23 protein-coding genes and 1 pseudogene are annotated in these 23,271 nt (G+C 37.3%); 6 read left to right on the top strand and 18 right to left on the bottom strand.

All coding sequences use genetic code 11. From position 1 onward, the window contains the following. Positions 1 to 21 precede the first annotated feature (21 nt). The 8 genes and pseudogenes from ACJJVU_RS14395 to ACJJVU_RS14360 all read right to left on the bottom strand — a co-directional run bounded on the left by ACJJVU_RS14395 (position 22) and on the right by ACJJVU_RS14360 (position 3,737). On the bottom strand, positions 22 to 573 hold the full coding sequence (locus ACJJVU_RS14395; protein ID WP_035334470.1) for a sigma-70 family RNA polymerase sigma factor: 552 nt from the start codon (positions 571 to 573) through the stop codon (positions 22 to 24). A 117-nt stretch (positions 574 to 690) separates the two neighbouring features. Continuing rightward, positions 691 to 1,137, bottom strand: a complete 447-nt coding sequence (locus ACJJVU_RS14390) for an SRPBCC family protein (RefSeq protein WP_405226815.1) — start codon at positions 1,135 to 1,137, stop codon at positions 691 to 693. Next, positions 1,134 to 1,856, bottom strand: a pseudogene (locus ACJJVU_RS14385) (TIGR01777 family oxidoreductase); the annotation flags it as partial. The pseudogene ACJJVU_RS14385 and the gene ACJJVU_RS14390, both read right to left, overlap by 4 nt. A gap of 15 nt (positions 1,857 to 1,871) precedes the next feature. Then, on the bottom strand, positions 1,872 to 2,045 hold the full coding sequence (locus ACJJVU_RS14380) for a hypothetical protein (RefSeq protein WP_405226812.1): 174 nt from the start codon (positions 2,043 to 2,045) through the stop codon (positions 1,872 to 1,874). A 12-nt stretch (positions 2,046 to 2,057) separates the two neighbouring features. After that, entirely contained in the window at positions 2,058 to 2,435 is a 378-nt protein-coding gene (locus tag ACJJVU_RS14375) for a hypothetical protein (RefSeq protein WP_405226809.1), read from the bottom strand. Positions 2,436 to 2,438: 3 nt separating this feature from the next. After that, a complete protein-coding gene (locus ACJJVU_RS14370; protein WP_405226807.1) occupies positions 2,439 to 2,795 on the bottom strand; it encodes a hypothetical protein in 357 nt (118 codons plus the stop codon). Further along, positions 2,785 to 3,147 carry a hypothetical protein gene (locus tag ACJJVU_RS14365; protein WP_405226804.1) on the bottom strand — a complete coding sequence of 121 codons (363 nt, stop codon included), beginning with the start codon at positions 3,145 to 3,147 and terminating at the stop codon, positions 2,785 to 2,787. The genes ACJJVU_RS14370 and ACJJVU_RS14365 overlap by 11 nt, the downstream gene beginning before the upstream one ends. An 86-nt stretch (positions 3,148 to 3,233) precedes the next feature. After that, a complete protein-coding gene (locus ACJJVU_RS14360) occupies positions 3,234 to 3,737 on the bottom strand; it encodes a GbsR/MarR family transcriptional regulator (protein WP_013750048.1) in 504 nt (167 codons plus the stop codon). 91 nt (positions 3,738 to 3,828) lie between these two features. Here ACJJVU_RS14360 and ACJJVU_RS14355 point away from each other — a divergent pair, with 91 nt between their 5' ends. Continuing rightward, a complete protein-coding gene (locus ACJJVU_RS14355; protein ID WP_405226801.1) occupies positions 3,829 to 5,055 on the top strand; it encodes a glycosyltransferase in 1,227 nt (408 codons plus the stop codon). Between the two features lie 34 nt (positions 5,056 to 5,089). Here the strand turns inward: ACJJVU_RS14355 and ACJJVU_RS14350 are convergent, their stop codons facing one another. From ACJJVU_RS14350 to purK, 3 genes are all read right to left on the bottom strand, one after another. After that, the gene (locus ACJJVU_RS14350) at positions 5,090 to 7,117 is read right to left on the bottom strand and encodes a M3 family metallopeptidase (protein ID WP_405226798.1); all 2,028 of its coding nucleotides are present in this window, start codon (positions 7,115 to 7,117) and stop codon (positions 5,090 to 5,092) included. Between the two features lie 252 nt (positions 7,118 to 7,369). Further along, a complete protein-coding gene (gene purE, locus ACJJVU_RS14345; RefSeq protein ID WP_298326973.1) occupies positions 7,370 to 7,852 on the bottom strand; it encodes a 5-(carboxyamino)imidazole ribonucleotide mutase in 483 nt (160 codons plus the stop codon). 10 nt (positions 7,853 to 7,862) lie between these two features. Further along, positions 7,863 to 9,026 (bottom strand): 5-(carboxyamino)imidazole ribonucleotide synthase, encoded by a 1,164-nt coding sequence (gene purK, locus ACJJVU_RS14340; protein ID WP_298326821.1) that lies wholly within the window; start codon positions 9,024 to 9,026, stop codon positions 7,863 to 7,865. A gap of 249 nt (positions 9,027 to 9,275) precedes the next feature. On the opposite strand from purK, the gene ACJJVU_RS14335 reads away from it, so the two are divergent. The 5 genes from ACJJVU_RS14335 (at position 9,276) to ACJJVU_RS14315 (ending at position 17,278) form a co-directional block, all read left to right on the top strand. After that, a complete protein-coding gene (locus tag ACJJVU_RS14335; protein ID WP_405226795.1) occupies positions 9,276 to 10,391 on the top strand; it encodes an adenylate kinase in 1,116 nt (371 codons plus the stop codon). A 51-nt stretch (positions 10,392 to 10,442) separates the two neighbouring features. Further along, positions 10,443 to 11,441 carry a GTPase ObgE gene (gene obgE / locus ACJJVU_RS14330; RefSeq protein ID WP_298326815.1) on the top strand — a complete coding sequence of 333 codons (999 nt, stop codon included), beginning with the start codon at positions 10,443 to 10,445 and terminating at the stop codon, positions 11,439 to 11,441. Between the two features lie 112 nt (positions 11,442 to 11,553). Further along, a complete protein-coding gene (locus ACJJVU_RS14325; RefSeq protein ID WP_405226791.1) occupies positions 11,554 to 15,693 on the top strand; it encodes a T9SS type A sorting domain-containing protein in 4,140 nt (1,379 codons plus the stop codon). 51 nt (positions 15,694 to 15,744) lie between these two features. Further along, the gene (locus ACJJVU_RS14320) at positions 15,745 to 16,269 is read left to right on the top strand and encodes a DUF4136 domain-containing protein (RefSeq protein ID WP_405226788.1); all 525 of its coding nucleotides are present in this window, start codon (positions 15,745 to 15,747) and stop codon (positions 16,267 to 16,269) included. 46 nt (positions 16,270 to 16,315) lie between these two features. Further along, positions 16,316 to 17,278, top strand: coding sequence for a tetratricopeptide repeat protein (locus ACJJVU_RS14315; RefSeq protein ID WP_339848770.1), 963 nt, complete (start codon positions 16,316 to 16,318; stop codon positions 17,276 to 17,278). Here ACJJVU_RS14315 and ACJJVU_RS14310 read toward each other — a convergent pair. The 7 genes from ACJJVU_RS14310 to ACJJVU_RS14280 form a co-directional block, all read right to left on the bottom strand. Continuing rightward, positions 17,275 to 18,012, bottom strand: coding sequence for a M15 family metallopeptidase (locus ACJJVU_RS14310; protein ID WP_405226785.1), 738 nt, complete (start codon positions 18,010 to 18,012; stop codon positions 17,275 to 17,277). The genes ACJJVU_RS14315 and ACJJVU_RS14310 overlap by 4 nt on opposite strands. Further along, positions 18,009 to 18,974 (bottom strand): GNAT family N-acetyltransferase, encoded by a 966-nt coding sequence (locus ACJJVU_RS14305; protein ID WP_405226782.1) that lies wholly within the window; start codon positions 18,972 to 18,974, stop codon positions 18,009 to 18,011. Before ACJJVU_RS14305 ends, ACJJVU_RS14310 begins: the two co-directional genes overlap by 4 nt. Continuing rightward, complete coding sequence (locus tag ACJJVU_RS14300; protein ID WP_405226779.1) at positions 18,974 to 19,255, bottom strand: GNAT family N-acetyltransferase; 282 nt, start codon at positions 19,253 to 19,255, stop codon at positions 18,974 to 18,976. Before ACJJVU_RS14300 ends, ACJJVU_RS14305 begins: the two co-directional genes overlap by 1 nt. A gap of 67 nt (positions 19,256 to 19,322) precedes the next feature. Continuing rightward, the gene (locus ACJJVU_RS14295) at positions 19,323 to 20,471 is read right to left on the bottom strand and encodes a gliding motility-associated C-terminal domain-containing protein (RefSeq protein WP_405226776.1); all 1,149 of its coding nucleotides are present in this window, start codon (positions 20,469 to 20,471) and stop codon (positions 19,323 to 19,325) included. A 4-nt stretch (positions 20,472 to 20,475) separates the two neighbouring features. Continuing rightward, positions 20,476 to 21,129: a hypothetical protein gene (locus tag ACJJVU_RS14290; RefSeq protein WP_405226773.1), complete on the bottom strand. Its 654-nt coding sequence runs from the start codon at positions 21,127 to 21,129 to the stop codon at positions 20,476 to 20,478. A 3-nt stretch (positions 21,130 to 21,132) separates the two neighbouring features. After that, entirely contained in the window at positions 21,133 to 21,861 is a 729-nt protein-coding gene (locus ACJJVU_RS14285) for a hypothetical protein (protein ID WP_405226770.1), read from the bottom strand. A 6-nt stretch (positions 21,862 to 21,867) separates the two neighbouring features. Continuing rightward, a complete protein-coding gene (locus tag ACJJVU_RS14280; RefSeq protein ID WP_405226768.1) occupies positions 21,868 to 23,262 on the bottom strand; it encodes a hypothetical protein in 1,395 nt (464 codons plus the stop codon). Positions 23,263 to 23,271: the final 9 nt, after the last annotated feature.

Below are 23,271 nucleotides of genomic sequence, written 5' to 3'. Positions count from 1 at the left end.
ACTTTTAATTATTCTAGATACTTATAGCCAATTTTTCTCCATACAGCTTGCCATAGCTGTACGGGCTCTGTGGATAATTACCCAAAAGTTAGACGGAGTAATATCAAATTCATTACAAATTGCTTCAGTATCAAAGTCGTCTATTGTTTTCATCTTAAAAATGCGAGCTTGCTTTTCTGGTAATTTACCTAAGCAATTAAAAATAGCCTCGCCTAGTTCCTCATTTTCTATGCTATCTTCTGCAGTTTTATCAAAGGGATCTGCAACGCGCTCTTCTAGCCAGTCGCCCTCGCTCTCGTCATCTTTATAGTTAATATGTACTTCTGCCTTTCCTTTCTTAGAGTTTGTCTTGCGGTAGTGATCAATGATTTTACGCTTTAAAATGGAAATGAGCCACGTGCGTTCTGTAGCTTCTCCTTTAAAGTTTTTCATTGACTTAAGCCCTGCGAGAAAAGTCTCAGAAATTAAGTCTCTTGCCATGTCGCGATCATTCACGCGGGCGATGGTGTAATTAAATAGGTAGTCCGAGTACTGGTCTACCCATTTTGTGGGGTCTATTTGGTTAGTGGACATAAGTAATCTGTCGTATGTTTTTTCAAAAATAACATAAAACTGATTAGCATATTGATTTTTAGAGCAATCAAGACCAGATACTTCATTTGTGAATAGCGGTAATTGCCACTTATCTATTTAGATAAAACTATTTTTTATAGAATGATTACGCACTTTCAAAAAGCGAGTAAGGTGTCTTTTTATGAATAAGTAGTCAAAAATTTCTCCTATGAAACCAAAGGGAACTTTATATGTAAGTACATCTGTCATTACTGTTGTGTTGCCCAGTTCTTTAAAGTAATGTTCATGTTTAAAGTTCTTGAAATTGCCTGTAATCATTTCGTCCACAAAATAACTGGGTGACTTAAGCTCAGTGATGAGACTCTGATGAGTTAACCATAATCCTAAGTGTTTACCTCGCCAAGTAACAGTTTCCCCTTTATTTATAAGTCCAGATGTTATGCCACCTATTACCTTTTCTTGCGTTTGTGACGCAGATTTTTTGTGAAAATCAATATCACGTGATCTATCAAAGACATTCTTTATAGAAGCATTTATTTTAGTTGTGAGGCGTATAGTGGTCATATTAATAAATCTTTTAAAGCCTTGTCTAGTTGGTCGTGCTTAAATGTAAAACCCTCTTCTAGTAATCTTTCTGGGATTACATTTCGGCTTTTAAGTAACAATTCGGTTTCTGTTCTTATAATAAAGGCGCCCACTTCCAGCACTGGTTTAGGAGAAGGGATGCCAAAAGGTATTTTAAGAGTATCACGCATTAATGACATGAGATATGCATTTGTGGTGGGCTTAGGTGCCACTATATTAATTGGTCCCTTTATATGGGAATGATTGATTAGAAAGTCAAGACTTCGTAAAAAGTCTTCTTCATGAATCCAACTGAATTTCTGCTTCCCATCACCTTGTTTTCCTCCTAGTCCTAGTTGGGTGATTTTTTTAATGGGTTGCAATGCACCTCCATTTTTGCCAAGTACGATAGATGTGCGCAACGCAATCTTACGCGTTTGAGGCGTCGTGCTTGAGAATAAAGCATCTTCCCATGCTTTTGCCACACTTACAGAAAATCCAGTGCCTATTTCTCCATTGCTTTCGGTCATTTCCTTATCTAGCGAGTGACGATATATAGTTGCTGTAGATGAATTGAGCCATACAGATGGAGGATTTTTGCATCGTGCAATTGCCTTACCTATAATGGTGGTAGTATCTACACGTGAGTTCATGATGAGGTCTTTATTTTTATTCGTATAGCGACAGTCTACAGAGCGCCCAGCCATATTAATAACTACATCTGCATCTTCAAATTATCGCTCCCAGCCAGAGAAGGTTTTTGCATCCCAAAGAACCGTTCTCACGTTGTTGTGTTGTGGTTTTTGCTTTCGCGAAAGCAAAACAATCTCACCAAAGCTATTCCAAAAATAATCAGTTAAGAGCGACCCTAAAAAGCCGCTCCCGCCTGATATGATTAATTTTTTCATGATGACGTAGTGTTATACTTGTTGAGGTAGTGTTGTTCTCGATTTTCTACGACCTCTGAAAAATAGCAATAAGTTAAGGAACAGCATAGCTCCTAAGTAGATTGAAAAACCACCTATTTTACTACTTAAAATTTCAATGAGACTCTGGTAAGTTTCATCAAAGCGATAATCACTGATTTTTAAGATAAGTAATCCAAATCCAAGATTAAGGAGGTAGAATCCCACTTCAAAAAGCTTGTTTGTAGCATTTGCAATCTCTTCTTTTCCTTTAAAAATGTCAAGCATAAATGTTTTTCCATTCTTAAAAAGCGTGCGCGAGACAAAAAATGTCAACAATAGAATAACAGGTAAGTAAATAAAATAGCCGATGATAATTTTTGAAGTTTCCATAATTTAAAATTTAGATAGTGATTGTTTATTAAAAAGTAATTGTAAGCCTGCGATGTTTATATAATGAAGTGCTGCAAGAAGCATAATTATTTGTCCAGCATGAGAAGCAATATTTGATATAACATCATGAGGAGTGGTGATTGCAGTCCAAGTAGAAATCATATACACGGAGTATCCAAGATTTACGAGGTAATAACCTACTAGTAATACCTTATTGATATATGAACATAATTCAAGATTGTCTGGCATCAAGCTTGCCACAAACACATTGCCATTGCGATAGCAGATTGTACCTACTCTTATGATAACTACACTCATTAGAAAACCATAAATACTGTATGCGATGATGTTATAGTTCATGACAAGTAGATTTTAATTCATCATTAAGACTCAGTGCTCTTGAGATATAAAGAGAGTAAAAAGCAAGGAGTCCAGCTGAAATTAAACTGACTACAAAAACGAAGTCTTTTGCATAAACAAACTCTTCACCAAAGTATAGAAAAGACAATGTAGTCGTTACTAGTAACCCATAAAAAATAAGATTTTTTTTAAATAGGGTAGGTATCTTTTTCCAATAGCATAGGTGAATTAAATAAAGAATGATCTGAGCAGCGCCTGTAGCCATCATAAATATCAATCCAAAATATGGTATGATAAAGAGAATCAAATTAATGATTACAATGACTTTGTTGATTTTGTAGATAGTTCTCATAATATTATACTTTCAGAAAATAATGAAACATTTAATTCAATAAAAAGCACATATTTCAGTGCTTGTTATGTTGAGTTTGAGAAGTATTACTTCATCAACTTTAATATGGTCTTAGTAATCCAGTTCTCTTTATAATCGGTGATTTTTTCAAGCATGCTGTCGGCTCGGGAGACAAATTCGTAAAGCTCGGCAGTTTTTGCTTTAAAGTGAGCAGCTTCTTTTGTGTCTGTGTTTTCTAGGTTTGTAACTTCTTCTAAAACACGTAGTGTAGGTTTGATTTCTCGCTTGCTGCGCTCCTTTGCAATCTTCCTTGCAAGCTCGTCTATGTTACCTTCGGCAACAAAGTATTCTCTTCGCTCGCCGGCTTTGTATTCTTTAAAAATAATGCCCCAGTCTATTAATGAACGTAAATTCATACTTGCATTACCACGTGAGATATGAAGCTCACTCATGATATCTTCCATGCTAAGTGCTTCTGGTGATACCATTAATAATGCATGAATCTGCGCCATGGTTTTATTAATTCCCCATTGAGATCCTAGAGCTCCCCAGGTTTGTATAAATTTATTTTTTGCTTGACTAAATTCCATGAATCAAATATACGAATGTTATTGTAGTTTCAATAATAAATGAAATAATATTTTTAATCAAAGCAATATTCTTATCTGTATTTTTGATTTTATGAACGTATTAGTAATCTCTACAGTATGGGTTGAGCCTACCTCTTCGGCAGCGGGCAGTAGGATGTTGCAGCTATTAGATATAATGCTAGCAAAGGGTTGGGAGATTACTTATGCCAGCACGGCGGGAGTTTCAGAAAATGCTTTTGATCTAGAAACGCTCGGCATTGCTACCCAAGAGATACGTGTAAATGATGAATCTTTTAACGCTTTCGCGAAAGCGTACCAACCCAACATCGTCCTTTTTGATCGATTTATGGCCGAAGAGCAATTTGGATGGCGCATCGCAGAACAATGTCCGGAAGCCATAAAAATACTAGACACCGAAGATTTACACTGCCTGAGAAAAGCACGCCAACAAGCAGTAAAAGAGGGTAGAGATTTTAACGAAAATGATCTCGTGTCTGATGTAGCCAAAAGGGAAATTGCCTCCATATATAGATGTGACCTTACGTTAATGATTTCTCAAGTAGAGATTGCATTGTTGCAAGACTTCTTCAAAGTACCTAGCTCACTCTTATACTATTTGCCTTTTTTATTACCAAAAGCCCCAGCCGATTGTAAGCCTTTTAATGAGCGGCAACATTTTATAGCAATAGGTAATTTTATACATCTCCCTAACTGGGATGCTACGCTAGCCCTTAAAAAGAATATCTGGCCATTAATCAAGAAAGCAATTCCTGCGGCAGAGTTACATATCTATGGAGCTTATCCGTCAGAAAAAGTGATGCAACTGCATAATAAGAAGGATGGATTTATTGTAAAAGGAAGAGCAGAAGATGCGCATGAAGTGATATTAAATGCACGTGTATTACTTGCTCCGCTACGTTTTGGGGCAGGTTTAAAAGGAAAGTTTATCGATGCAATGCAGTGTGGAACTCCATCTGTGACCACAACAATAGGGGCAGAGGGAATGCAACATGGCTTGCCGTGGAGTGGAGCGATAACTGATGATGATGTTACTTTTGCGAGAGAGGCGATTACCTTATACAATGATGAGCTGGTTTGGAGCAAAGCTCAGGAGCAAGGAAAAGAAATCATTAATAAAAATTTTCAAAAAGAAGATTTTGAAGAAGATTTCATAGCGAGAGTCAATTCTATTAAGACGAATCTAGAAACCAGCCGACTCAATAATTTTACAGGGCAAATGTTATTGCATCACTCGATGCGTAGTACCAAATTTATGTCTAAGTGGATTGAGGAGAAAAATAAAAAGGAGCCCATATAATGAGCTCCTTTTGTAATCTGATTAATGTTTGAACTTAAATAAGTCCTGCACGTCGTAATAATGCTTCTGGTTTAGGCTCTTGACCGCGGAAACGTTTATACAATGTCATAGAGTCCTCTGTTCCCCCTTTTGAGAGTACGTGATCCTTAAACTTAGCTGCTACTTCTTTATTGAAAATACCTTCCTCTTTAAAGTATTCAAACGCATCTGCATCTAGTACTTCTGCCCATTTGTAGCTGTAATATCCAGAAGAATACCCTCCTTGAAAGATGTGTGCAAATGCTGTACTCATACACGTCTCTGAAGTGTCAGGATATAAAGAAGTATCTCCAAAAGCTGCTGTTTCAAACGCTTTTACATCCTTAAGCTCACTCGGATCTTGACCATGCCAAGACATGTCTAGTAAGCCAAAGCTTAGTTGGCGCAGGGTTCCCATTCCTTCTTGGAAGGTAGCAGCATCTTTTATTTTTTGAACTAAGTCCATTGGGATTACTTCACCGGTCTCGTAGTGCGTAGCAAAAAGCTCTAAAGCTTCTTTCTCATAACACCAATTCTCTAGTACTTGACTTGGTAACTCAACAAAATCCCAGTATACAGAAGTTCCTGAGAGGCTAGGGTAGGTAGTATTTGCAAGCATACCGTGTAGCCCGTGTCCAAACTCGTGAAAGAGCGTAGTTACCTCATTAAACGTAAGTAATGATGGTTTGCTAGGTGTAGAAGGAGTGAAGTTGCATACATTAGATATATGCGGGCGATCATTCACACCATTTTCTATTTTCTGACCTTTAAAAGAAGTCATCCATGCACCACCACGTTTTCCTTTACGTGGGTGGAAATCTGCATAAAATAAAGATACGTAGTTTCCATCTGCATCTGTCACACGATAGGTTTTCACCTCTTTGTGATAAACGTCCACGTCATATACTTGTTCAAACTGCAGTCCAAACAGTCTTTTCGCAATTTCAAAAACTCCGTCAATTACATTTTCTAACTTGAAATAAGGTTTGAGTTGCTCGTCATCTAGGCTAAAGAGTTTTTTCTTAAGCTTCTCAGAATAATACGAACCATCCCACTTTTCTAAGCGATCAATGTTATCAAGTTCTTTTGCAAATTTTTCTAGTTGTTTAAATTCTTTCTGGGCCGCAGGTTTTGCTTTTTCTAGCAATTCGTTTAAAAAGCTTATTACTTTTTCGGGCGTTTTTGCCATGCGCTCTTCTAGTACAAAATGTGCGTGTGTAGCATACCCAAGTAACTGTGCGCGCTCATGACGTAGATTTGCAATCTCCAGCGTGTTCTTTTGATTATCGTGCTCGTTGTTTTTAAATGCTCTACTCCCAAATGCAAGTGATAGCTCCTTACGTAGCTCACGATTATCTGCATACTTCATAAACGGAATGTAGCTAGGGTAATCAAGTGTTACTACCCATCCATCTTTTTCTCTCGAAGTAGCTTCGGCAGCAAATGCTTCTTTTGCACTATCAGGTATTCCTGCTAGATCTTTTTCATCGGTGATATGTAGCTCGTAGCTGTTTGTTTCGGCTAAAATGTTTTCGCCAAAACTCAGTTTTAATTGTGCTAGCGCAGTATCAATTTCGCGTAAGCGGGATTTTTTATCCTTTGGTAAGTTGGCTCCGTTGCGAGAGAAACTCTTGTATTTTTTATCGAGAAGTGTTTTTTCTTCTACGGTAAGGTCTAAACTGTCTTTTTGAGCGTATATATCTTGAATTCTAGCAAATAACTGCCCGTTAAGAGTAACGTCATTACTAAAAGCTGTGAGCAGTGGAGAAACTTCTTGTGCTATTTTCTGAATAGCTTCTGAGGTTTCGGCGCTATTTAAGTTAAAAAAGACGCTCGAAATACGATCTAGTTGCTGTCCTGCGTAGTCTAAGGCTGCGATGGTATTTGTAAAAGTAGCAGGCTCGTCGCTAGTAGCGATATCGTCTATTTCTTTACGACTTAAACGTATTGCTTCTTCAAAGGCTGGCTTAAAATGCTCGTCTTTAATTGTAGAAAAAGGAGCTTCATTAAAAGCTTGTAATAGCGGATTGTTTGTAAGCGACATGGACTTTTTATTTTGTAATTTTTTGAAAACATGTACTTTGTCGAAAAAAGCAGTCATGTTGTCGATAAATAGAATGAATTTTTTAAGTTTGTTTACGTAGAAAAAAACTAGAGTACTTTCACTTTAGTTTAAAACGATATTTCCCCCATCAATGTGTAGAAAAGGTTTGGTTAATATTTAGAATGGTTAATAAATACGTTATCATTTCCCAGTATACTGCATTGTTAGAGACCACCTTTTAGGTGGTCTTTTCTATTTAATGCTTTTTGCACCTTCTATAACCTTCTGCTTAAGCCCTTCCTTATAAGCTATTATTTTATCTTGTACTGCGCCATCTCTAGCCCCTAGAATCTGAGCAGCAAGAATACCTGCATTTTTTGCTCCATCTAGCGCCACAGTTGCAACAGGTACACCTCCTGGCATTTGTAATATGGAAAGGACAGAATCCCATCCATCTATAGAGTTACGAGATTTTACAGGAACACCTATTACTGGTAGTGGTGATAATGAAGCTACCATTCCAGGTAAGTGTGCAGCACCTCCAGCCCCAGCTATAATCACATTAATACCGCGAGTATGGGCATTTTTACCATAATCAAAAAGCTTCTCTGGTGTGCGGTGTGCGCTCACAATATCTACTTCTGTATCAATATTCATTTCTTTTAAGAAGTCTATAGCTTCTTGCATTACTGGCAGGTCGCTAGTGCTTCCCATTATGATTCCTACTTTCATAATATCTAATTTTTTATTGTGCAATTACACGTATGTTTTCTTTAACCTCTTGAGCTACTTGTCTTGCCTTTACAAGATTGTGATTTACAATGGTAACGTGTCCCATCTTACGGAAAGGTCTTGTTTCCTTCTTGCCATAAATGTGTGGTGTTACACCATCCATTGCCATAATTTGTTCTATGTTCTTATATTTTACTGCGCCTGTATGTCCCTCATCACCTACTAGATTTACCATTACAGATGCTACTTTACTATCTGTGTTTCCTAACGGTAAGTCTAAAATAGCTCTAAGATGTTGCTCAAACTGATTTGTAAAACTTCCCTCTATACTATAATGACCACTATTGTGTGGTCTAGGAGCCACTTCATTTACAAGAATCTCATCATCTTCTGTTTGAAACATCTCAACAGCAAGCAGACCTACATGGCCAAATGCTTTTGAAACCTGCTCTGCTATTGCGCGAGCTTTATTTGCAACATTCTCATCTATACGAGCGGGGCAAATTACATACTCCACTTGGTTTGCTTCTGGGTGAAATTCCATTTCTACCACAGGGTATGTCTTTACTTCGCCAGATACACTACGAGCTACAATTACTGCAAGCTCATTTTTAAATGGGATCATTTTTTCGGCGATGCATGGTACTTGAGGTAGGTGGTCTAAATCTTCGGCGGTTCTTACAACAGAGACTCCTTTTCCATCATATCCTCCCGTGCATGATTTCCAGATAAATGGAAACTCGATATCACTTGATGCTGTGTCTAAGTTTTCTTTTACCGCTTTCGCGAAAGCGTACTTTGTATACCCCGCTGTTGGAATATCATGTTGTGCATAAAAGTCTTTCTGTATCCCTTTGTCTTGTATGTTGCGCAACACAGATGGCTGCGGAAACACTTTTACCCCTTCTTTTTCTAGTGCTTCAAGGGCTTCTATATTTACACTTTCTATCTCAAAAGTAAGTACATCTACTTTTTTGCCAAAAGCGACTACCGTATCATAATCCATAAGACTTCCTTGCTCAAAATGATCACAAGCAATCTTGCTAGGAGCATCATCACTAGGGTCAAGCACATATGTCTGAATATCATACTTTCTAGTGTCATAAAGCATCATCTTACCGAGCTGGCCACCGCCTAAAATTCCAAGTTTAAACTGTGAAGAAAAGTAGTTTGTCATAATATTAAATCCCTTTTTAGGGGTTTTATGTGCAGACCTATGAGATCTAATTAAAAGTTATTTCTTTGATCAAACACAGCAGACTAACCACCAAAGCTCGATTTTTTATAGCATCTAATTACTGTTTTCAAAAGTACAAATTTCCTTAGGATGGAGTTTGAGAAGTGGTTGAAAAAAGTCCTTTTGAGATTTGGGTTTTGGGTTTAAGGCAATTGTCATTTCCTCTTGGTATCTTTGCCCTTTGTTATTATGAAAAATACCATCACTCTACACGACCTCTCTTTTGAGAAATTTATTACAAAAACAAATGTGCAACATGCCGTAAACGGTGTGGCTGTGCGTCTTAATGAAGATTATAGAGGCAAGTGTCCTGTATTTCTTACGGTGCTTAACGGTGCATTTCTCTTTAGCTCAGAGCTCATTAAAAAGTTTGATCACGACTGTGAATTGAGCTTTATAAAGGTGGCTAGCTATGAAGGAACGCAACAAAGTGATGAAATTCATACCGTAATGGGAGCAGAGCCATCACTTAAAGGACGCGATGTGATTGTAGTAGAAGATATAGTAGACTCTGGGAATACTGTAGAGACGATAATAAAAATACTTAAAGACGAAGAGGTTGCCTCTTTTAAGATAGCTACCCTACTTTATAAGCCAGAGGCTTATAAAAAGCCTTATAAAATAGATTATATAGGGTTAGAAGTACCTAATGATTTTGTAGTAGGATATGGTCTAGACTATAATGGTCTAGGACGTAATCTTACATCCATTTATAAACTTAAAGAATCTACGATGACTAATCTGGTTTTATTTGGCCCTCCAGGTGCCGGTAAAGGAACACAAGCCGAAGTTTTAAAAGAAAAGTATAACCTAGTACATATAAGTACTGGTGATGTTTTTAGATATAATATCAAAAATGCTACAGAGCTAGGAACACTAGCAAAGTCATATATTGATAAAGGACAGCTTGTCCCAGATAGCGTAACTATAAAAATGCTCAACGCAGAGGTAGAGAAAAATGCTGATGCCAAAGGATTTATTTTTGATGGTTTTCCTCGTACAGAGGCTCAGGCAGAAGCGCTAGCAGTATTACTAGCAAGTAAGAATACTGGAGTTTCTGGTATGGTAGCGCTAGAGGTAGATGATGAAGTACTTGTGCAACGTTTACTAGAACGTGGTAAGACTTCTGGTCGTGCAGATGATGCAGATGAGGCTGTAATACGCAACCGCATAAAAGTGTATTATGCAGAGACTGCTATCTTAAAAGGATTTTATGAGAAGCAAGATAAGTACCATGGTGTTGACGGCGTAGGTACGGTAAGTGAGATTACAGATAGATTAAGTAAGGTGATTGACACCTTATAATAGTACTTGTGTACTTATATACAATTAAAGAAATAAAAGGCTAGCTGAAAGATGACTGAAGGAAATTTTGTAGACTATGTAAAGATTCACACCACCTCTGGAAATGGAGGTTCTGGTTCTGCGCATTTACACCGTGAGAAGTTTATTGAGAAGGGTGGTCCAGATGGAGGAGATGGAGGCCGTGGAGGCCACATTATTATAAGAGGAAATACAAACCTATGGACGCTTATACATTTAAAATTTAAGAAACACTTGCGTGCTGGTCATGGAGGAAACGGTGCAAAATCAAGATCTACAGGTCATGATGGAGTAGATGAATATATAGAAGTGCCACTAGGGACTACTATAAAAGACACAGAGACCGATCAGGTGATTTTTGAAATCACAGAAGATGGTCAAGAATTTATTGCCGCTCGAGGTGGTATGGGAGGTCGTGGTAACTGGCACTTTAAGACGAGTACAAACCAAACTCCTAGGCACTCACAGCCAGGTATAGATGGTTATGAAGTACACCTTACTTTAGAGCTTAAAGTACTTGCAGATGTAGGTCTCGTAGGATTTCCAAACGTAGGTAAATCTACTTTGCTAGCGGCAATTACAGCGGCAAAGCCTAAAATTGCCAACTATGAGTTTACTACACTTAAGCCTAACTTAGGTATTGTAGCTTATAGGGATTTTAGATCTTTTGTAATGGCAGATATTCCTGGAATTATAGAAGGAGCTGCTGAGGGTAGAGGATTAGGACATCGTTTCTTACGTCACATAGAACGTAACTCTACACTACTGTTTATGATTCCTGCAGATGCAGATAGTATTGCAGAGCAGTATGAAATACTTCTTAACGAGCTTCAAAAGTACAATCCAGAATTACTAGATAAAAGTAGACTCATTGCAATCACAAAAAGTGATATGCTCGATGAAGAACTAAAAGCAGAAGTCTCAGAAGAACTAGATAGAGAACTTCCAATACCGTACTTGTTTATTTCTTCTATTGCACAACAAGGTCTTGTAGAGCTTAAAGATGCATTGTGGAAAATGATGAATGAGTAGATTTTTGCTTTCGCGAAAGCGTGATAATTAGTCATTTAGTTATTTATTTATAAGTGGTTTCTTACGTCAATAATAGTTATTTAACTATTTTCGGCGGAAGAAACCATTTTTTATGAAACGACTATTACTCACCTTTTTACTTTCTTTTTTAATATTACCCTTAATTGCTCAATGTCCATCTAGTGGGTTTATACAACTACTTTCACAAGAAGATGTAGACTCTTTTCTTGTGGAATATCCTAATTGCACGGAGATTTTTCAAGAGTTACAAATAAATGGACTAGATATTACTAATCTAGCGGGATTACAAAACTTAACAGCTGTAGAAAGTCTTTCTATAATTAATAATGACAACTTAGAAAGCCTTGATGGGTTACAGAATTTAGAAAGTGTAGTAGGTACTCATTTTCGTATTTCTAACAATCCAGCTCTACAAAATTTAGATGGATTATCTGGTTTAACTACTGTAGATGGATTGTCTTTTGATATATCATTTAATGCATCTCTTAGTCAGATTGATGGCCTTGCAAATGCTTCAATCATCACCTCTGAATTTACAGTTGCTCATAATGCCGTTTTAGAAAATCTCAATGGACTTGTAGGTATCTCAGAAATAATAGATGCTCCGCTATTTAATATCGTGTATAATGCATCATTAATTTCAATTAGTGGGCTCAGTAATGCTCAGATTACAGGTGCTGGTCAATTCTCAATATCCCATAACAATTCATTAACAAGTCTACAAGGATTGGATGGTGCTTATGGGTTTATTGATATTCTTGAGGTAAGTAATAATAATGCTTTACAGAACATAAGTGCTCTTTCGGGAATAAGTGTAGCGGGTATGATTGTTATACTTGATAATCCCGTACTTACTTCCCTTGATGGTCTAGACGGAATCGAAAGTGGTTATAATAACTTTTTATCTTTTGATATTATTAATAACAATCAACTTGTAAATATAAGTGCGTTAAATGGAATTGATCAGAATTTGATATCTGATTTTTCATTATTTAATAACCCAAACTTGTCAGAGTGTAGTTCTTTTTGGCTGTGTAACTTAATAGGCAATACGACCAACGCATTTTTGGATATTTATAATAATGCTCCTGGCTGTAATAGTATAGAAGAAGTAGAAGAAAACTGTGTTGCCTGTCCTTCTGGGGATCTTATATTAAACTCTCAAGATGATGTAAACGCTATATCCATTAATTATCCTGATTGTTCAATAATCAGCGGACTAGTTATAGAAGGAAGTGATATTACAGACTTAACTCCATTATCTAATATTTCTGAGGTTCTTGGAAATATCATTATACAAAACAATACGGTTTTAGAAAATCTTCAGGGACTTGAAAATCTTGTATCATACTCTGGTGAAGAACTTATCATATCAAATAATCCAGAGTTGACATCAATAGAAGGATTAAGTAATCTTGTTAATGCAGCGTCTGATATAAATACGTTTGTGAAGGTTGAGAACAATTCATCTCTAAATTCATTAGAGGGATTGCAAAGTGTTGATTTTTCGTCTATAGGAGAAGTCTATATAGTAAATAATGATGCGTTAGAAAACTTAATAGGTTTAGAGCATGTCAGTTTTGTTTTTAGTTTGATACTATCAGATAATGAGAATTTAACTTCTTTATCTGGATTAGACAATTATAATGAAGGAATGGATCTCACACTCAATAACAATCCAAATCTTACAACTGTTAACTTGCCTAGTTTTGAAACTATTCATTATTTGACAATTTCAAACAATACTTTATTAGAAAACATAAGTGGTTTGTCTTCTTTGCAAAATGTATTTGTGGGTATTTCTATTGTCAATAACGATAGCTTAATCAATCTTGAAGGATTGAATGGAGTTGATTTGAGTTCGGGAATAGATGATTTAAATATTACAGGCAACGATATATTAAGTACTTGTACGGCAGATTTTGTTTGCTCCTATATCGCAAATGGAAGTCAGGCTATTATTGCAAACAATGATGAGGGATGTAATTCGGTTGAAGAGGTCGATATGCTTTGTAGACCTTGTGACTTTCCAATAGTTTTAAGTAGTCAAGAAGAGGTTGATAATTTCCCTACGCTATATTTAAATTGCCCTAATGGGATACTTAACGGATTAACTATAGAAGGTAATGATATCGTTGATTTAACACCGCTTAATGTAATTACAAGTGTAGAAAATGGATTGGTTATTTCTGGAAATCCTTTGCTAGAAAATCTTAGTGGCTTGGAAGAACTTGTAAGTGTAGACTTATTTGAAATTAATCAAAATGAACAATTGACTTCACTTGCAACATTTTCATCTGAACTTATTGTTGAACATTTAAGTTTATATGGAAACGCATCTTTAACGAATCTTTTAGGGTTTGATAATATTCAACGTATTGATATTTTAGGGATAATTGCGGCTACAGGGTTAACCTCTTTAAATGGATTTCCAAATGCACAGTCATCCATATTAGAAATTGATATTTACGGTACGAGCCAGCTTAGTGATATTAATGCTTTGTCAAATATTAATTCAGCAGCAATTATAAGTATAATATCAAATGAGATGCTTATCAATTTAAACGGATTTGATGGTCTTACGATAGTAGAGTCGGGTGTAATTATTAGTGAGAATGAGGTGTTAGAAAGTCTTCAAGGATTAAATAATTTGACTTCAGGTACAGAACAAATTGTAATCACAGCAAATCCTCTACTTACAGATATAGCTGCTTTAGGTAGCATGATGACAACCTCTCTTAACACACTGCAAATTACGGATAACAACATATTAGAAATTTGCAGTAACCTAGCCATTTGTAATTATCTCAATAGTGGTGGAGTTGCGACAATTAACAATAACAGCGAGGGCTGTAATTCTATTGAGGAGATACAAGATGCTTGTGAAGTTTATTTCAATACGATTTCGGGTACTTTAGCTTTTGATTTTAACAATGATGGTTGTGATACTTCTGATTATGATGCGAGTAATATCATAATCAGCACAACTAATGGAATAGATACATACACCTCAATCACAGATAGAGATGGTTATTATGAATTAAATGTGCCTACAGGAGTTTATACTTCATCAGTGGTTCAGTCCTCACTGCCCGATGATTTTATAGGTTCACCTGATACAATTGAGACTATTTTTGAAAACTTGGGAGAGAATGAAGAAATTCTTTTCTGCCTTATCGCAGAAAATGAGAGAATTGATGTGAGTATTTCACTGTTACCATTACAAGATCCAAGACCAGGAGTAATAGCTTCCTATGTAATTCAATATGAAAACCTAGGTACACTACCCGTGAGCGGGAACATTATATATGAATTTGATAATGAAATTATGTTTTATCAAAATTCATCACTGTCTACTACATCAATTAACGAAAACAGCATAGAGTGGGAATACGCCAACCTTGCTCCATTTGAGAGTAGGACTTTTGTTGTTAGTTTTGAATTATTTATACCGCCTACAGTACAAGGTGGAGAAGAGCTCAGTTCAGTAGTTCAAATTACACCTCTTAATGAAGATGTTAATACTAGAAATAACATTATAGCACTTAAAGAGATTGTTGTAAATTCTTATGATCCTAATGATAAAGCGGTAGTTCAGGGATCAGAAATTTTAGAGGAACAAGTGGGGGATTATCTCGATTACCTCGTTCGTTTTCAAAATACTGGAACTGCAGATGCACTTGAGGTTGTAGTGACAGACACTCTTAGTGAAAATTTAGATTGGAGTTCTTTTAGGATTTTAGATGCAAGTCATGACTATAGAGTTGAGATTACTAATGGTAATGAAATTGCTTTCATATTTGAAGATATCAACCTGCCTCCTGAGGAGGTTGACGCACCAGGGAGTAATGGATATATAGCTTTTGAGATTAAAACTAATGATAATCTTATAATTGGTGATTCAGTAGAAAACACAGCAAATATTTATTTTGATTTCAATGAGCCTATCATTACAAATACTGTTGTCACAACTGTTGTGGAACCACTTTCGATACAAAAGTTCACAAATAAAACAATACAGGTAATTCCAAATCCAAGCTCTAATTATTTTAAAATTGAATCAGAACATTCCTTAGAGATTAAAAACATAGAACTTTTCTCACTATATGGGCAAGTTGTTTTAAAAACTACATCAAAAGATGTTGATATTTCTTCATTATCTACAGGTCTTTATCTTTTAAAAGTAAATACAGATCAAGGGATATTTACTAAGAGAATAATTAAGAACTAGTATAACAACAATCTGCATAATCCTTTGTTATCTTTATACAAAACAAAGGATATGCGGATTTTTTTATGTCTTATCGCCTCATTAATGCTCACTAGCTGCGGGACGATGTATGTAGATTATGATTACGATACTAAGAAAGATATTGCTGGTTATAAAAATTACGATTACGACTTCTCTGAGCCATCAGGCTTATCAGAGTTTGACGAGCGTAGATTCTTAAAATATACAGATAGTATATTGCAATCTCGAGGTTTTGTAAAAACGCAGGAAAATGATATTTTCATCAAAATAAAAGCAGACGAATTTGAGACTAACTCTAGAAACACCATAGGCGTAGGTCTTGGTGGAGGTGGGGGTAATGTGGGAGTTGGCGTAAGTGGTGGGATTCCTATAGGAGGAGCCGAAAGGCACTTACAGCTTGTCTTTACCATTTATGAAGCTCAAAATGCGCAAGCTACCTTATGGGAGGCGACGAGTGAGAGCGATGTAAAGGTAAAAGCGTCTCCTGAAAAAAAGGAAGCTCATTTTAAGAAGCTGGCCGAAAAAATTTTAAGTAAATATCCACCTCAGAAGTAAATCAGTTTTGGCATCATATTGGTATATATTTGATAAAAATTTGAAAATGATAAAATGGATTCTCTTATTGTGTTTTCCTGTTTTTGTGGTAGCACAAAATGATACCGCTTTCGCGAAAGCGGAAACTCTTTTTAAGAAAGAACAATATCAACAAGCAAAACCATTTTTCAAAACATACTTATCTACGCATCCCACTCATGCAAAAACTATCGAATATCTAGGCGATATAGAAGGCTATGCAGAAAACTGGAATGATGCCATATCATATTATGAGCAACTGGTTGAGCAGTATCCTAAGAATGCTAACTATCATTATAAATATGGTGGTGTGATGGGTATGAAAGCGCTAGCAGTAAATAAGCTGAGAGCGGCGACGATGATAGGCGATATCAAGGAAGCTTTTGAAACAGCAGCAACACTTGACTCAAAACATATTGAAGCTAGATGGGCGCTTATTGAGTTTTATATTCAGTTACCAAGTATCATAGGTGGAAGTGAAGATAAAGCCATGAAATATGCAGATCAGCTTGCAAACATATCACCAGTAGATGGGTATCTAGCTCATGGATATATTGCAGAATATAATGATCGACCTAATGACGCAGAGGTAAATTACAGAAAGGCAGTTCAAGTAGGTGGCTCTGTAACTTGTTACCAGAAATTACAAGAACATTACGAAAAAAACAATAAGCCGGAAGAGGCGCTAGCTACGGTAAAGGCTGCTCAAACTAAGCATGAAGAAGATAATAGATTGCATTATCAGTTTGGGAAAATCGCTGGTCAATACGGTATAGGCCTAGATCAAGGAATATCTTGTTTACATAAATATATTGATAATTATACAGCAAAAGACGGAGTGCCAAAAGACTGGGCTTACTTGCGTCTAGCGCAGATTTACAAGCATAAAGGAGATAAAAGTAAGGCAGAACAATGGATAGGTAAAGCCTTAGCCAGCCGTTCTGACTTTAAAGAAGCGCTACTAGAGCGCAAGGAGATCCAGTTGCTTTAAGAGCGTAAGGATGGATTAATATCCATTACGTTATCTTGAAGATAGCGATCTATAAATGCCTCTGTAAAATGCTCACTTCCTAATAATTTAGCTGATTCTAATTTGCTTTTGATATCAAGTTCTTGATACTTTTCGAGGTAATCTAGTGATAAGCTTTTAAAGCTGTAATGCCAAGGCTCGTAGTTAAAACCCTTACGATTTTGGTCATCTGTGTAGACTAAGTAAAACCCGTAAGTATTTGCATTCTTATCCATCCATTCTTTAAACTTGCAGAAGGGCCCATTACCATGAAATTTAGATGGTACGAGTAGTCCTCCAGAAACTTTTGGAGTGGCGTCTACAATATCTATATCTGTGCCCCAGTGATGTCTTGAAGTTCCAGGGATGGTGGAGTATTCAATTATTTTTTCAATTGCCGCAGTAGGGTTGAGTCCGCTTTCGCGAAAGCGTTTGTATTTGCGTTCCCAGATTCTATTTTGGTGGTTATAGTCTCTATAGCTAGATACTACTTGGAATTTGATTCCTTCCTTAAGCGCTGTACTTTTCATCTCTTCATAAGCAACCGCAGCCTCTGGTCGAAGTCTGTATGTTGAGGTCTTAGTAAGAAGCGGAGCACCTTTGCCAAGTAATTCATCTTCAGAAATACCTTGAAAAAATGACGTCGTTGCGTGAAGTGGGAGGGAAGCAGCAACGGCTCCTAGCAATGTTAATTTTGAAAATGTGCGTCTGTTCATAATAAATCTTTTTTCATTCTAACATGTGGGCCTACTTGCGGAATATCAAATTCTTCCCCTATCATTTTATAGCCTAGGTTTTTATAAAAGTCTAGAGCAACAGTACGAGCGTTAAACCATAAGATGGTGCGTCTTCTTTCCTTTAAGATTTCTTCACCCTTATTAAGTATTTGTGCGGCTATTCCTTTATTGCGATACTCGGGTAATACGGCCATTCCACGTAAGCGCGTCTGCATGCCTGTGAATTTCTCGTTAGTATCTTCCATAAAACTGGCTACGCCAACAATTTTGTTATGGTGATACATACCTAGGTGAAAAGAAGAAGCTTTTTCATCTGCCTCCATATATACATCTTCAAGGGGTCTTCCAGCTCGTAAAACAGGATGTCTTACTGGCCACGTATCTTGAGCGTCAATTTCTCGAAGCGAGTAATCTTCATTATCTAGACGATATAAGATTGAAGGATTATTGTCGTAATTAATCTTCTCTATTTCAATCATACTACACTTCTCTAAAACCTTGCGAGATTGTGCATTATCTACATGTGCGTGAGCAATTAGAAATGGTAATTGTAGATTAGAAAAAGCGTAAGCTATACAACCTCTGGCACTTTCTATAGCATATCCTTGTCTCCAGTATTGCTTATAAAATCGAAAACCTATGTCTACAGCCGCTTTTTCTTTGTGAAGTTTAAGCCCACACCATCCTAAAAAAGCATCATCCTCTTTTCTAATCACAGCATATCTCGCCAAAGATTCTTTTGATGAATCTTTGGTTGTTTTAATAGTGCGCAACCTAATATATTCACTTATGAAATCTTGAGCTTCTTTTAGATTTTTGAACGCGCTATCTCCGGTAAATTTAATAACATCTGAATCGTTATTCATTTTATAAAGAAGCATAGCATCTTTATAGGTAAATGCTCTCAAATACAAACGTTCTGTTTCCAGAATGGTAATCATTACGCAAGCACGTCTTTAAATTCTGGGTTACGATCAAATTGAACCTCTGCAAACGGACATAGCGGATTAATCTTAAGATTATTTTCTCTTGCAAATGCTACAGCGTGAGCCATAAGCTTTGAAGCATAACCTTGACCTTCCTGTGGGATTTTAGTCTCTGTGTGGTCTATGGTGATGATAGAGTTATCATCTTTAGAATAGGTTAATTCTGATATAATACCATTTTCACCTTTTATATAAAAGACACCTCTGTCTTCTCTTTCTTTATGCTGTATGGTCATCACTTTTTTATTTAAAAATATAAATAAAGAGTAAAGCAGCCTAACAAAGTTCGTTTTTGGGAAATATTTAGCGATTTATGTAAAATGCACCTGCTAGATCCTTTTGATCTTTAAGTTTGAGCACATAAAAGTAAGTTCCTACTGGCAGTTTGTCGTCCTGAGACACAGTTACCCTTCCCTGTGAGGTTCCATCAAAAGAGTTGTCGTAGTTTTTCATCGAGAAAACTTCTACACCCCATCTGTTAAAAATGAATAGTTCATTGTCTGGACTGGTAGCTAGTCCTTCTATAACAAAAGTTTCATTGATGCCATCACCGTTAGGGGAGAAGAAGGTGTAAACATTTATGGAGCTGCCTCCTCTCAAAACAGACCCCAGCGTAAGCGCAGAAAAACCATTTGGCTCAAAGATGTCAGATGTAATCTGACCATTAGTTTCATTTCCTGTAATCTGTGTATTTCCTAAGTCAACCCACCCATTTAGTACTTCAGAGTAACCCACGACTCTCAGAGACTCTATGCCATCTGCAAGTACCGGTACTTGTGTTTCTTCATCCCAAGTAAGTCTAGCTTGTACTGGCAGTGTGCCATTTAAATCCCAATATTCATTAGGGTCAATAATAGATAATGTGTTTTGAAAAGAATCTCTATCAAAAGATCCAGAAAGTGTACTTGGAGTATTAGGATCTTCAAAGAAATATGCTGCCTGATACAAGTCACCAGCAGGATCTAGAGGAACTACTGTGAGTTGGCGTATTTTAAAATCATCACCTATAGGGAAGTCAAACTCTAGATTACCTTGATTTGTTACATAACCGTCCACATGGTTGTCATCACTTTCTCCTAAGTAAATTGCATCATTAGTAAAATCAAGATTAATTCCTAAGTCTTCTCGTGGGGTTGTGATTCTCCCGTTTATAAAATCTAAAAAGTTTGTAACACCTACAGACACCTCAAAGTTGAGGTCTTCTGGAACATCTACCTCCATATTGAAGAAAATAGGCTTGTTGTTACCTAAAATAAATAGTTCTTCGTCTTGATTGTAAAAACCTGCTAGACCTAAATTATTATCAAAGTCTCCGTCATTCACAAGATCACCATGAAAGCCTATTGATCCACTTTGATGAATCTGAACATTGCCAAAATTATGTGCGGTCTCTTGCGCTTTCGCGAAAGCGAAACCACAACAAGCCATGATTATAATTAATATATTTTTCATTGTATTACAATTTCGTTATTGACGCGTTTGTGAATACTGCATTGAGGCTAGATCCTCCAGCATTAATCACATATTGAAAATTTATACGATCTCCCGCATTTAAAGCGTAGGTTATTGTGCCAGATGTTCCCCAATAGTCTGTGCCAGTTAATGTTACAGAGCCTCTAGATAAATACCCTATAAGGGAATTGTTACGTCGTGCCGCCAAAATATATTTAGTGTTACCTACTGGCATATTGCTGGTAGATAAAGAGGCGGATATTGCGTAAAGACCATCTTGAGCAACTTCAACCTCTCCAGTACCTATTACAGTAAATAAACCTCCTTCGTTTGCTTGTATGTGAGATGCATTAATAGGCATGTCAAAGTAAGTGTTATTAGCAGTGGTAAGTATTCCAGACCCTCCATTTCTATTGAGGATTATACTTCCCCTAGATGGTGTACTCATTACTTGCCATGTAGTGCCATCATAAATTTTTGCAACCTTTTGGTCACTGTCATAAGCCATAACACCGGCTTCAGCGCCAGTCGTATTGTTTATTTCTGCTGTTGTGCCATCATTTAATTTTAATAGCAATTGGGGATTTAATGTTTGCGCTTTCGCGAAAGCAAAAAATAAAAAAAGGCATGCGGTAATATATAGGGATCTTTCTTTCATACTTTATTTATATGCCGTAAAAATGACTAGTAATGCTTCATTGTTGACATCTCCAGGTTGTACGTCTACTAATGGGTTAGCGCTGTTTGCGGTCACTGTACCATCTGTATAATTTATCGTTATAGTAAACCCATCTGCAGTAAATGAGGTAAATGCTCCTTCTATTTTACCTAGACTACTACCATTTTGATCACCGTATCGTATACCTACACAGTTGCTACTGCTGGCATATCTAGAGTTGTCATTTATAGAATTTCCGTGTCCTCCAGAATACATCACTTGTTGCGTTATTGTGCCGTCATCATCTCTTGCAAACCCTTTCATTGACCCAAAAGAGTTGTCAATACCTCTATCATTGTCTCCTACGCCATTATCAGAATCAATATCCCGACTCTCCACATTTGCTGCTGCCGAGAAGGTTACCTGTGATGGTGTAAATGGAATGTCGCTTACTGTTACCACCCCTTCGCCAGAGATGATAAACCATCCAGTGTATATATTTTTCTCTGTAAGAAGTTCTAAAAACCCATTATTTGTATATTCAAAAATCCTATTTTCATCTGTATTATAAACTAGCATACCAATCTCTAAATCTGCCGGATTGTATGCGTCAATTTCCAATTGTGATGCCTTCTGTATATTAACTAAATATGAAGGATCTGTGGTTTGCGCTTTCGCGAAAGCGTAAACAAAAACAAGAAGTATAGTTAAATATAAAGGGTTGTTTTTCATAGTTTTTTATTCGTAAGCTGTAAATAACACAATTACAGACTCATCAAGTATGTCATCACTAAAAGCAGTACCTCCTATTGTTCCTAATGTATAAGTTACATTAAGATTAAAACCTGCAGCCGTAAAGCTAGCAAGAGATGCTGAGATAACACCTAGATTGTTACCGTTATTATTAGTATACCTTAAGCCTATGCACTGTGTATTATTAGCATATCTAGAAATGTTATTAATAGAGCTACCACTTCCGCCAGAAAAAATAACCGCCTGTGCAATAGGACTACCTGCTCGAGCAAACCCATTCATTGCGCCAAACGTATTTTCTAGCAATCCAGTATTATTTGCTCCTAGCGCATTATCGTCATTAATATTAAACGTCCCTATATTAGGATGCGCCTTAAAAGTAACTTGCGAAGGCTCAAAAGGGATACCTGTGATACTCTGGCTATATGTTCCAGTGGTGGTTAATGTGCTGTTGTCTATAATAAAAAATCCGGTGTATGCTCCTGATGGTCCTACGGGTCCCTGTGGTCCTTCTACTCCTTGAGCGCCTGTGGGTCCAGCTGGTCCTTGAGGTCCTACAGGGCCTTGTGCTCCAGTAGGTCCAGTAGGTCCCGTTGCGCCATCTGCTCCTGCTGCACCAGTAGGTCCCTGCGGTCCAGCATCTCCTTGCGGGCCAGTGGCACCTATCGCTCCGTCTGCACCGGCTGGTCCTTGCGGACCTGTAGCGCCAGTCGCACCGTCAGCTCCTTTTGGACCTATAGGTCCTTGCGGTCCAGTTGCACCCGTTGCTCCGTCTGCGCCTGCTGGTCCTTGTGGTCCAATCGCACCTGTTGCACCATCTGCACCTGCCGGTCCTTGCGGTCCAGTTGCTCCGGTTGCACCATCTGCGCCTGCTGGTCCTTGCGGTCCAGTTGCTCCTGTTGCTCCGTCTGCGCCTGCTGGTCCTTGCGGTCCAGTTGCTCCGTCTGTGCCTGCCGGTCCTTGTGGTCCAGTAGCTCCGGTTGCTCCGTCTGCGCCTGCTGGTCCTTGCGGTCCAGTTGCTCCCGTTGCTCCGTCTGCGCCTGCTGGTCCCTGTGGACCTACAATTCCTACAGTGACAGCGGTGTTGTTTTCATTTGTGTACGTAGCAGTACCATTACCATTATCTACAAAAGTGGTTACTGTTTCAGATACATCGACATCTGTTAGTATTACTAAAAAGCCTGATGTAGTATATTCAAATATTCTATTTACATCTGTATTGTATACTAGCATACCTATTTCTAGATCTGCCGGGTCATAGGCGTCTATTTCTGATTGCGACGCTTTTTGGATATTGACTAATAGTTGAGGATTTGTGGTTTGCGCTTTCGCGAAAGCTGATATCAAAAAAAACGCGATGAAGTAAGTGATATTTTTCATTATACTGTA

Source organism: Dokdonia sp. Asnod1-B02, from assembly GCF_045063955.1.
Taxonomy (GTDB): domain Bacteria; phylum Bacteroidota; class Bacteroidia; order Flavobacteriales; family Flavobacteriaceae; genus Dokdonia.
Note: the sequence above shows the minus strand (reverse complement) of the source record. Positions and strands in the feature narration are given on the sequence as shown.

Excerpts from the sequence above, each read along its gene's own strand:
- ACJJVU_RS14365 (WP_405226804.1), bottom strand. The coding sequence starts at position 3,147 with ATGAGAACTATCTACAAAATCAACAAAGTCATTGTAATCATTAATTTG.
- ACJJVU_RS14335 (WP_405226795.1), top strand. The coding sequence starts at position 9,276 with ATGAAAAATACCATCACTCTACACGACCTCTCTTTTGAGAAATTTATT.
- ACJJVU_RS14375 (WP_405226809.1), bottom strand. The coding sequence starts at position 2,435 with ATGGAAACTTCAAAAATTATCATCGGCTATTTTATTTACTTACCTGTT.
- ACJJVU_RS14355 (WP_405226801.1), top strand. The coding sequence starts at position 3,829 with ATGAACGTATTAGTAATCTCTACAGTATGGGTTGAGCCTACCTCTTCG.
- ACJJVU_RS14325 (WP_405226791.1), top strand. The coding sequence starts at position 11,554 with ATGAAACGACTATTACTCACCTTTTTACTTTCTTTTTTAATATTACCC.
- ACJJVU_RS14395 (WP_035334470.1), bottom strand. The coding sequence starts at position 573 with ATGTCCACTAACCAAATAGACCCCACAAAATGGGTAGACCAGTACTCG.
- ACJJVU_RS14295 (WP_405226776.1), bottom strand. The coding sequence starts at position 20,471 with ATGAAAAATATATTAATTATAATCATGGCTTGTTGTGGTTTCGCTTTC.
- ACJJVU_RS14290 (WP_405226773.1), bottom strand. The coding sequence starts at position 21,129 with ATGAAAGAAAGATCCCTATATATTACCGCATGCCTTTTTTTATTTTTT.
- ACJJVU_RS14300 (WP_405226779.1), bottom strand. The coding sequence starts at position 19,255 with ATGACCATACAGCATAAAGAAAGAGAAGACAGAGGTGTCTTTTATATA.
- obgE (WP_298326815.1), top strand. The coding sequence starts at position 10,443 with ATGACTGAAGGAAATTTTGTAGACTATGTAAAGATTCACACCACCTCT.
- ACJJVU_RS14315 (WP_339848770.1), top strand. The coding sequence starts at position 16,316 with ATGATAAAATGGATTCTCTTATTGTGTTTTCCTGTTTTTGTGGTAGCA.
- ACJJVU_RS14310 (WP_405226785.1), bottom strand. The coding sequence starts at position 18,012 with ATGAACAGACGCACATTTTCAAAATTAACATTGCTAGGAGCCGTTGCT.
- ACJJVU_RS14390 (WP_405226815.1), bottom strand. The coding sequence starts at position 1,137 with ATGACCACTATACGCCTCACAACTAAAATAAATGCTTCTATAAAGAAT.
- ACJJVU_RS14380 (WP_405226812.1), bottom strand. The coding sequence starts at position 2,045 with ATGAAAAAATTAATCATATCAGGCGGGAGCGGCTTTTTAGGGTCGCTC.
- ACJJVU_RS14305 (WP_405226782.1), bottom strand. The coding sequence starts at position 18,974 with ATGATTACCATTCTGGAAACAGAACGTTTGTATTTGAGAGCATTTACC.
- ACJJVU_RS14285 (WP_405226770.1), bottom strand. The coding sequence starts at position 21,861 with ATGAAAAACAACCCTTTATATTTAACTATACTTCTTGTTTTTGTTTAC.
- ACJJVU_RS14280 (WP_405226768.1), bottom strand. The coding sequence starts at position 23,262 with ATGAAAAATATCACTTACTTCATCGCGTTTTTTTTGATATCAGCTTTC.
- ACJJVU_RS14350 (WP_405226798.1), bottom strand. The coding sequence starts at position 7,117 with ATGTCGCTTACAAACAATCCGCTATTACAAGCTTTTAATGAAGCTCCT.
- purK (WP_298326821.1), bottom strand. The coding sequence starts at position 9,026 with ATGACAAACTACTTTTCTTCACAGTTTAAACTTGGAATTTTAGGCGGT.
- ACJJVU_RS14360 (WP_013750048.1), bottom strand. The coding sequence starts at position 3,737 with ATGGAATTTAGTCAAGCAAAAAATAAATTTATACAAACCTGGGGAGCT.
- ACJJVU_RS14320 (WP_405226788.1), top strand. The coding sequence starts at position 15,745 with ATGCGGATTTTTTTATGTCTTATCGCCTCATTAATGCTCACTAGCTGC.
- ACJJVU_RS14370 (WP_405226807.1), bottom strand. The coding sequence starts at position 2,795 with ATGAACTATAACATCATCGCATACAGTATTTATGGTTTTCTAATGAGT.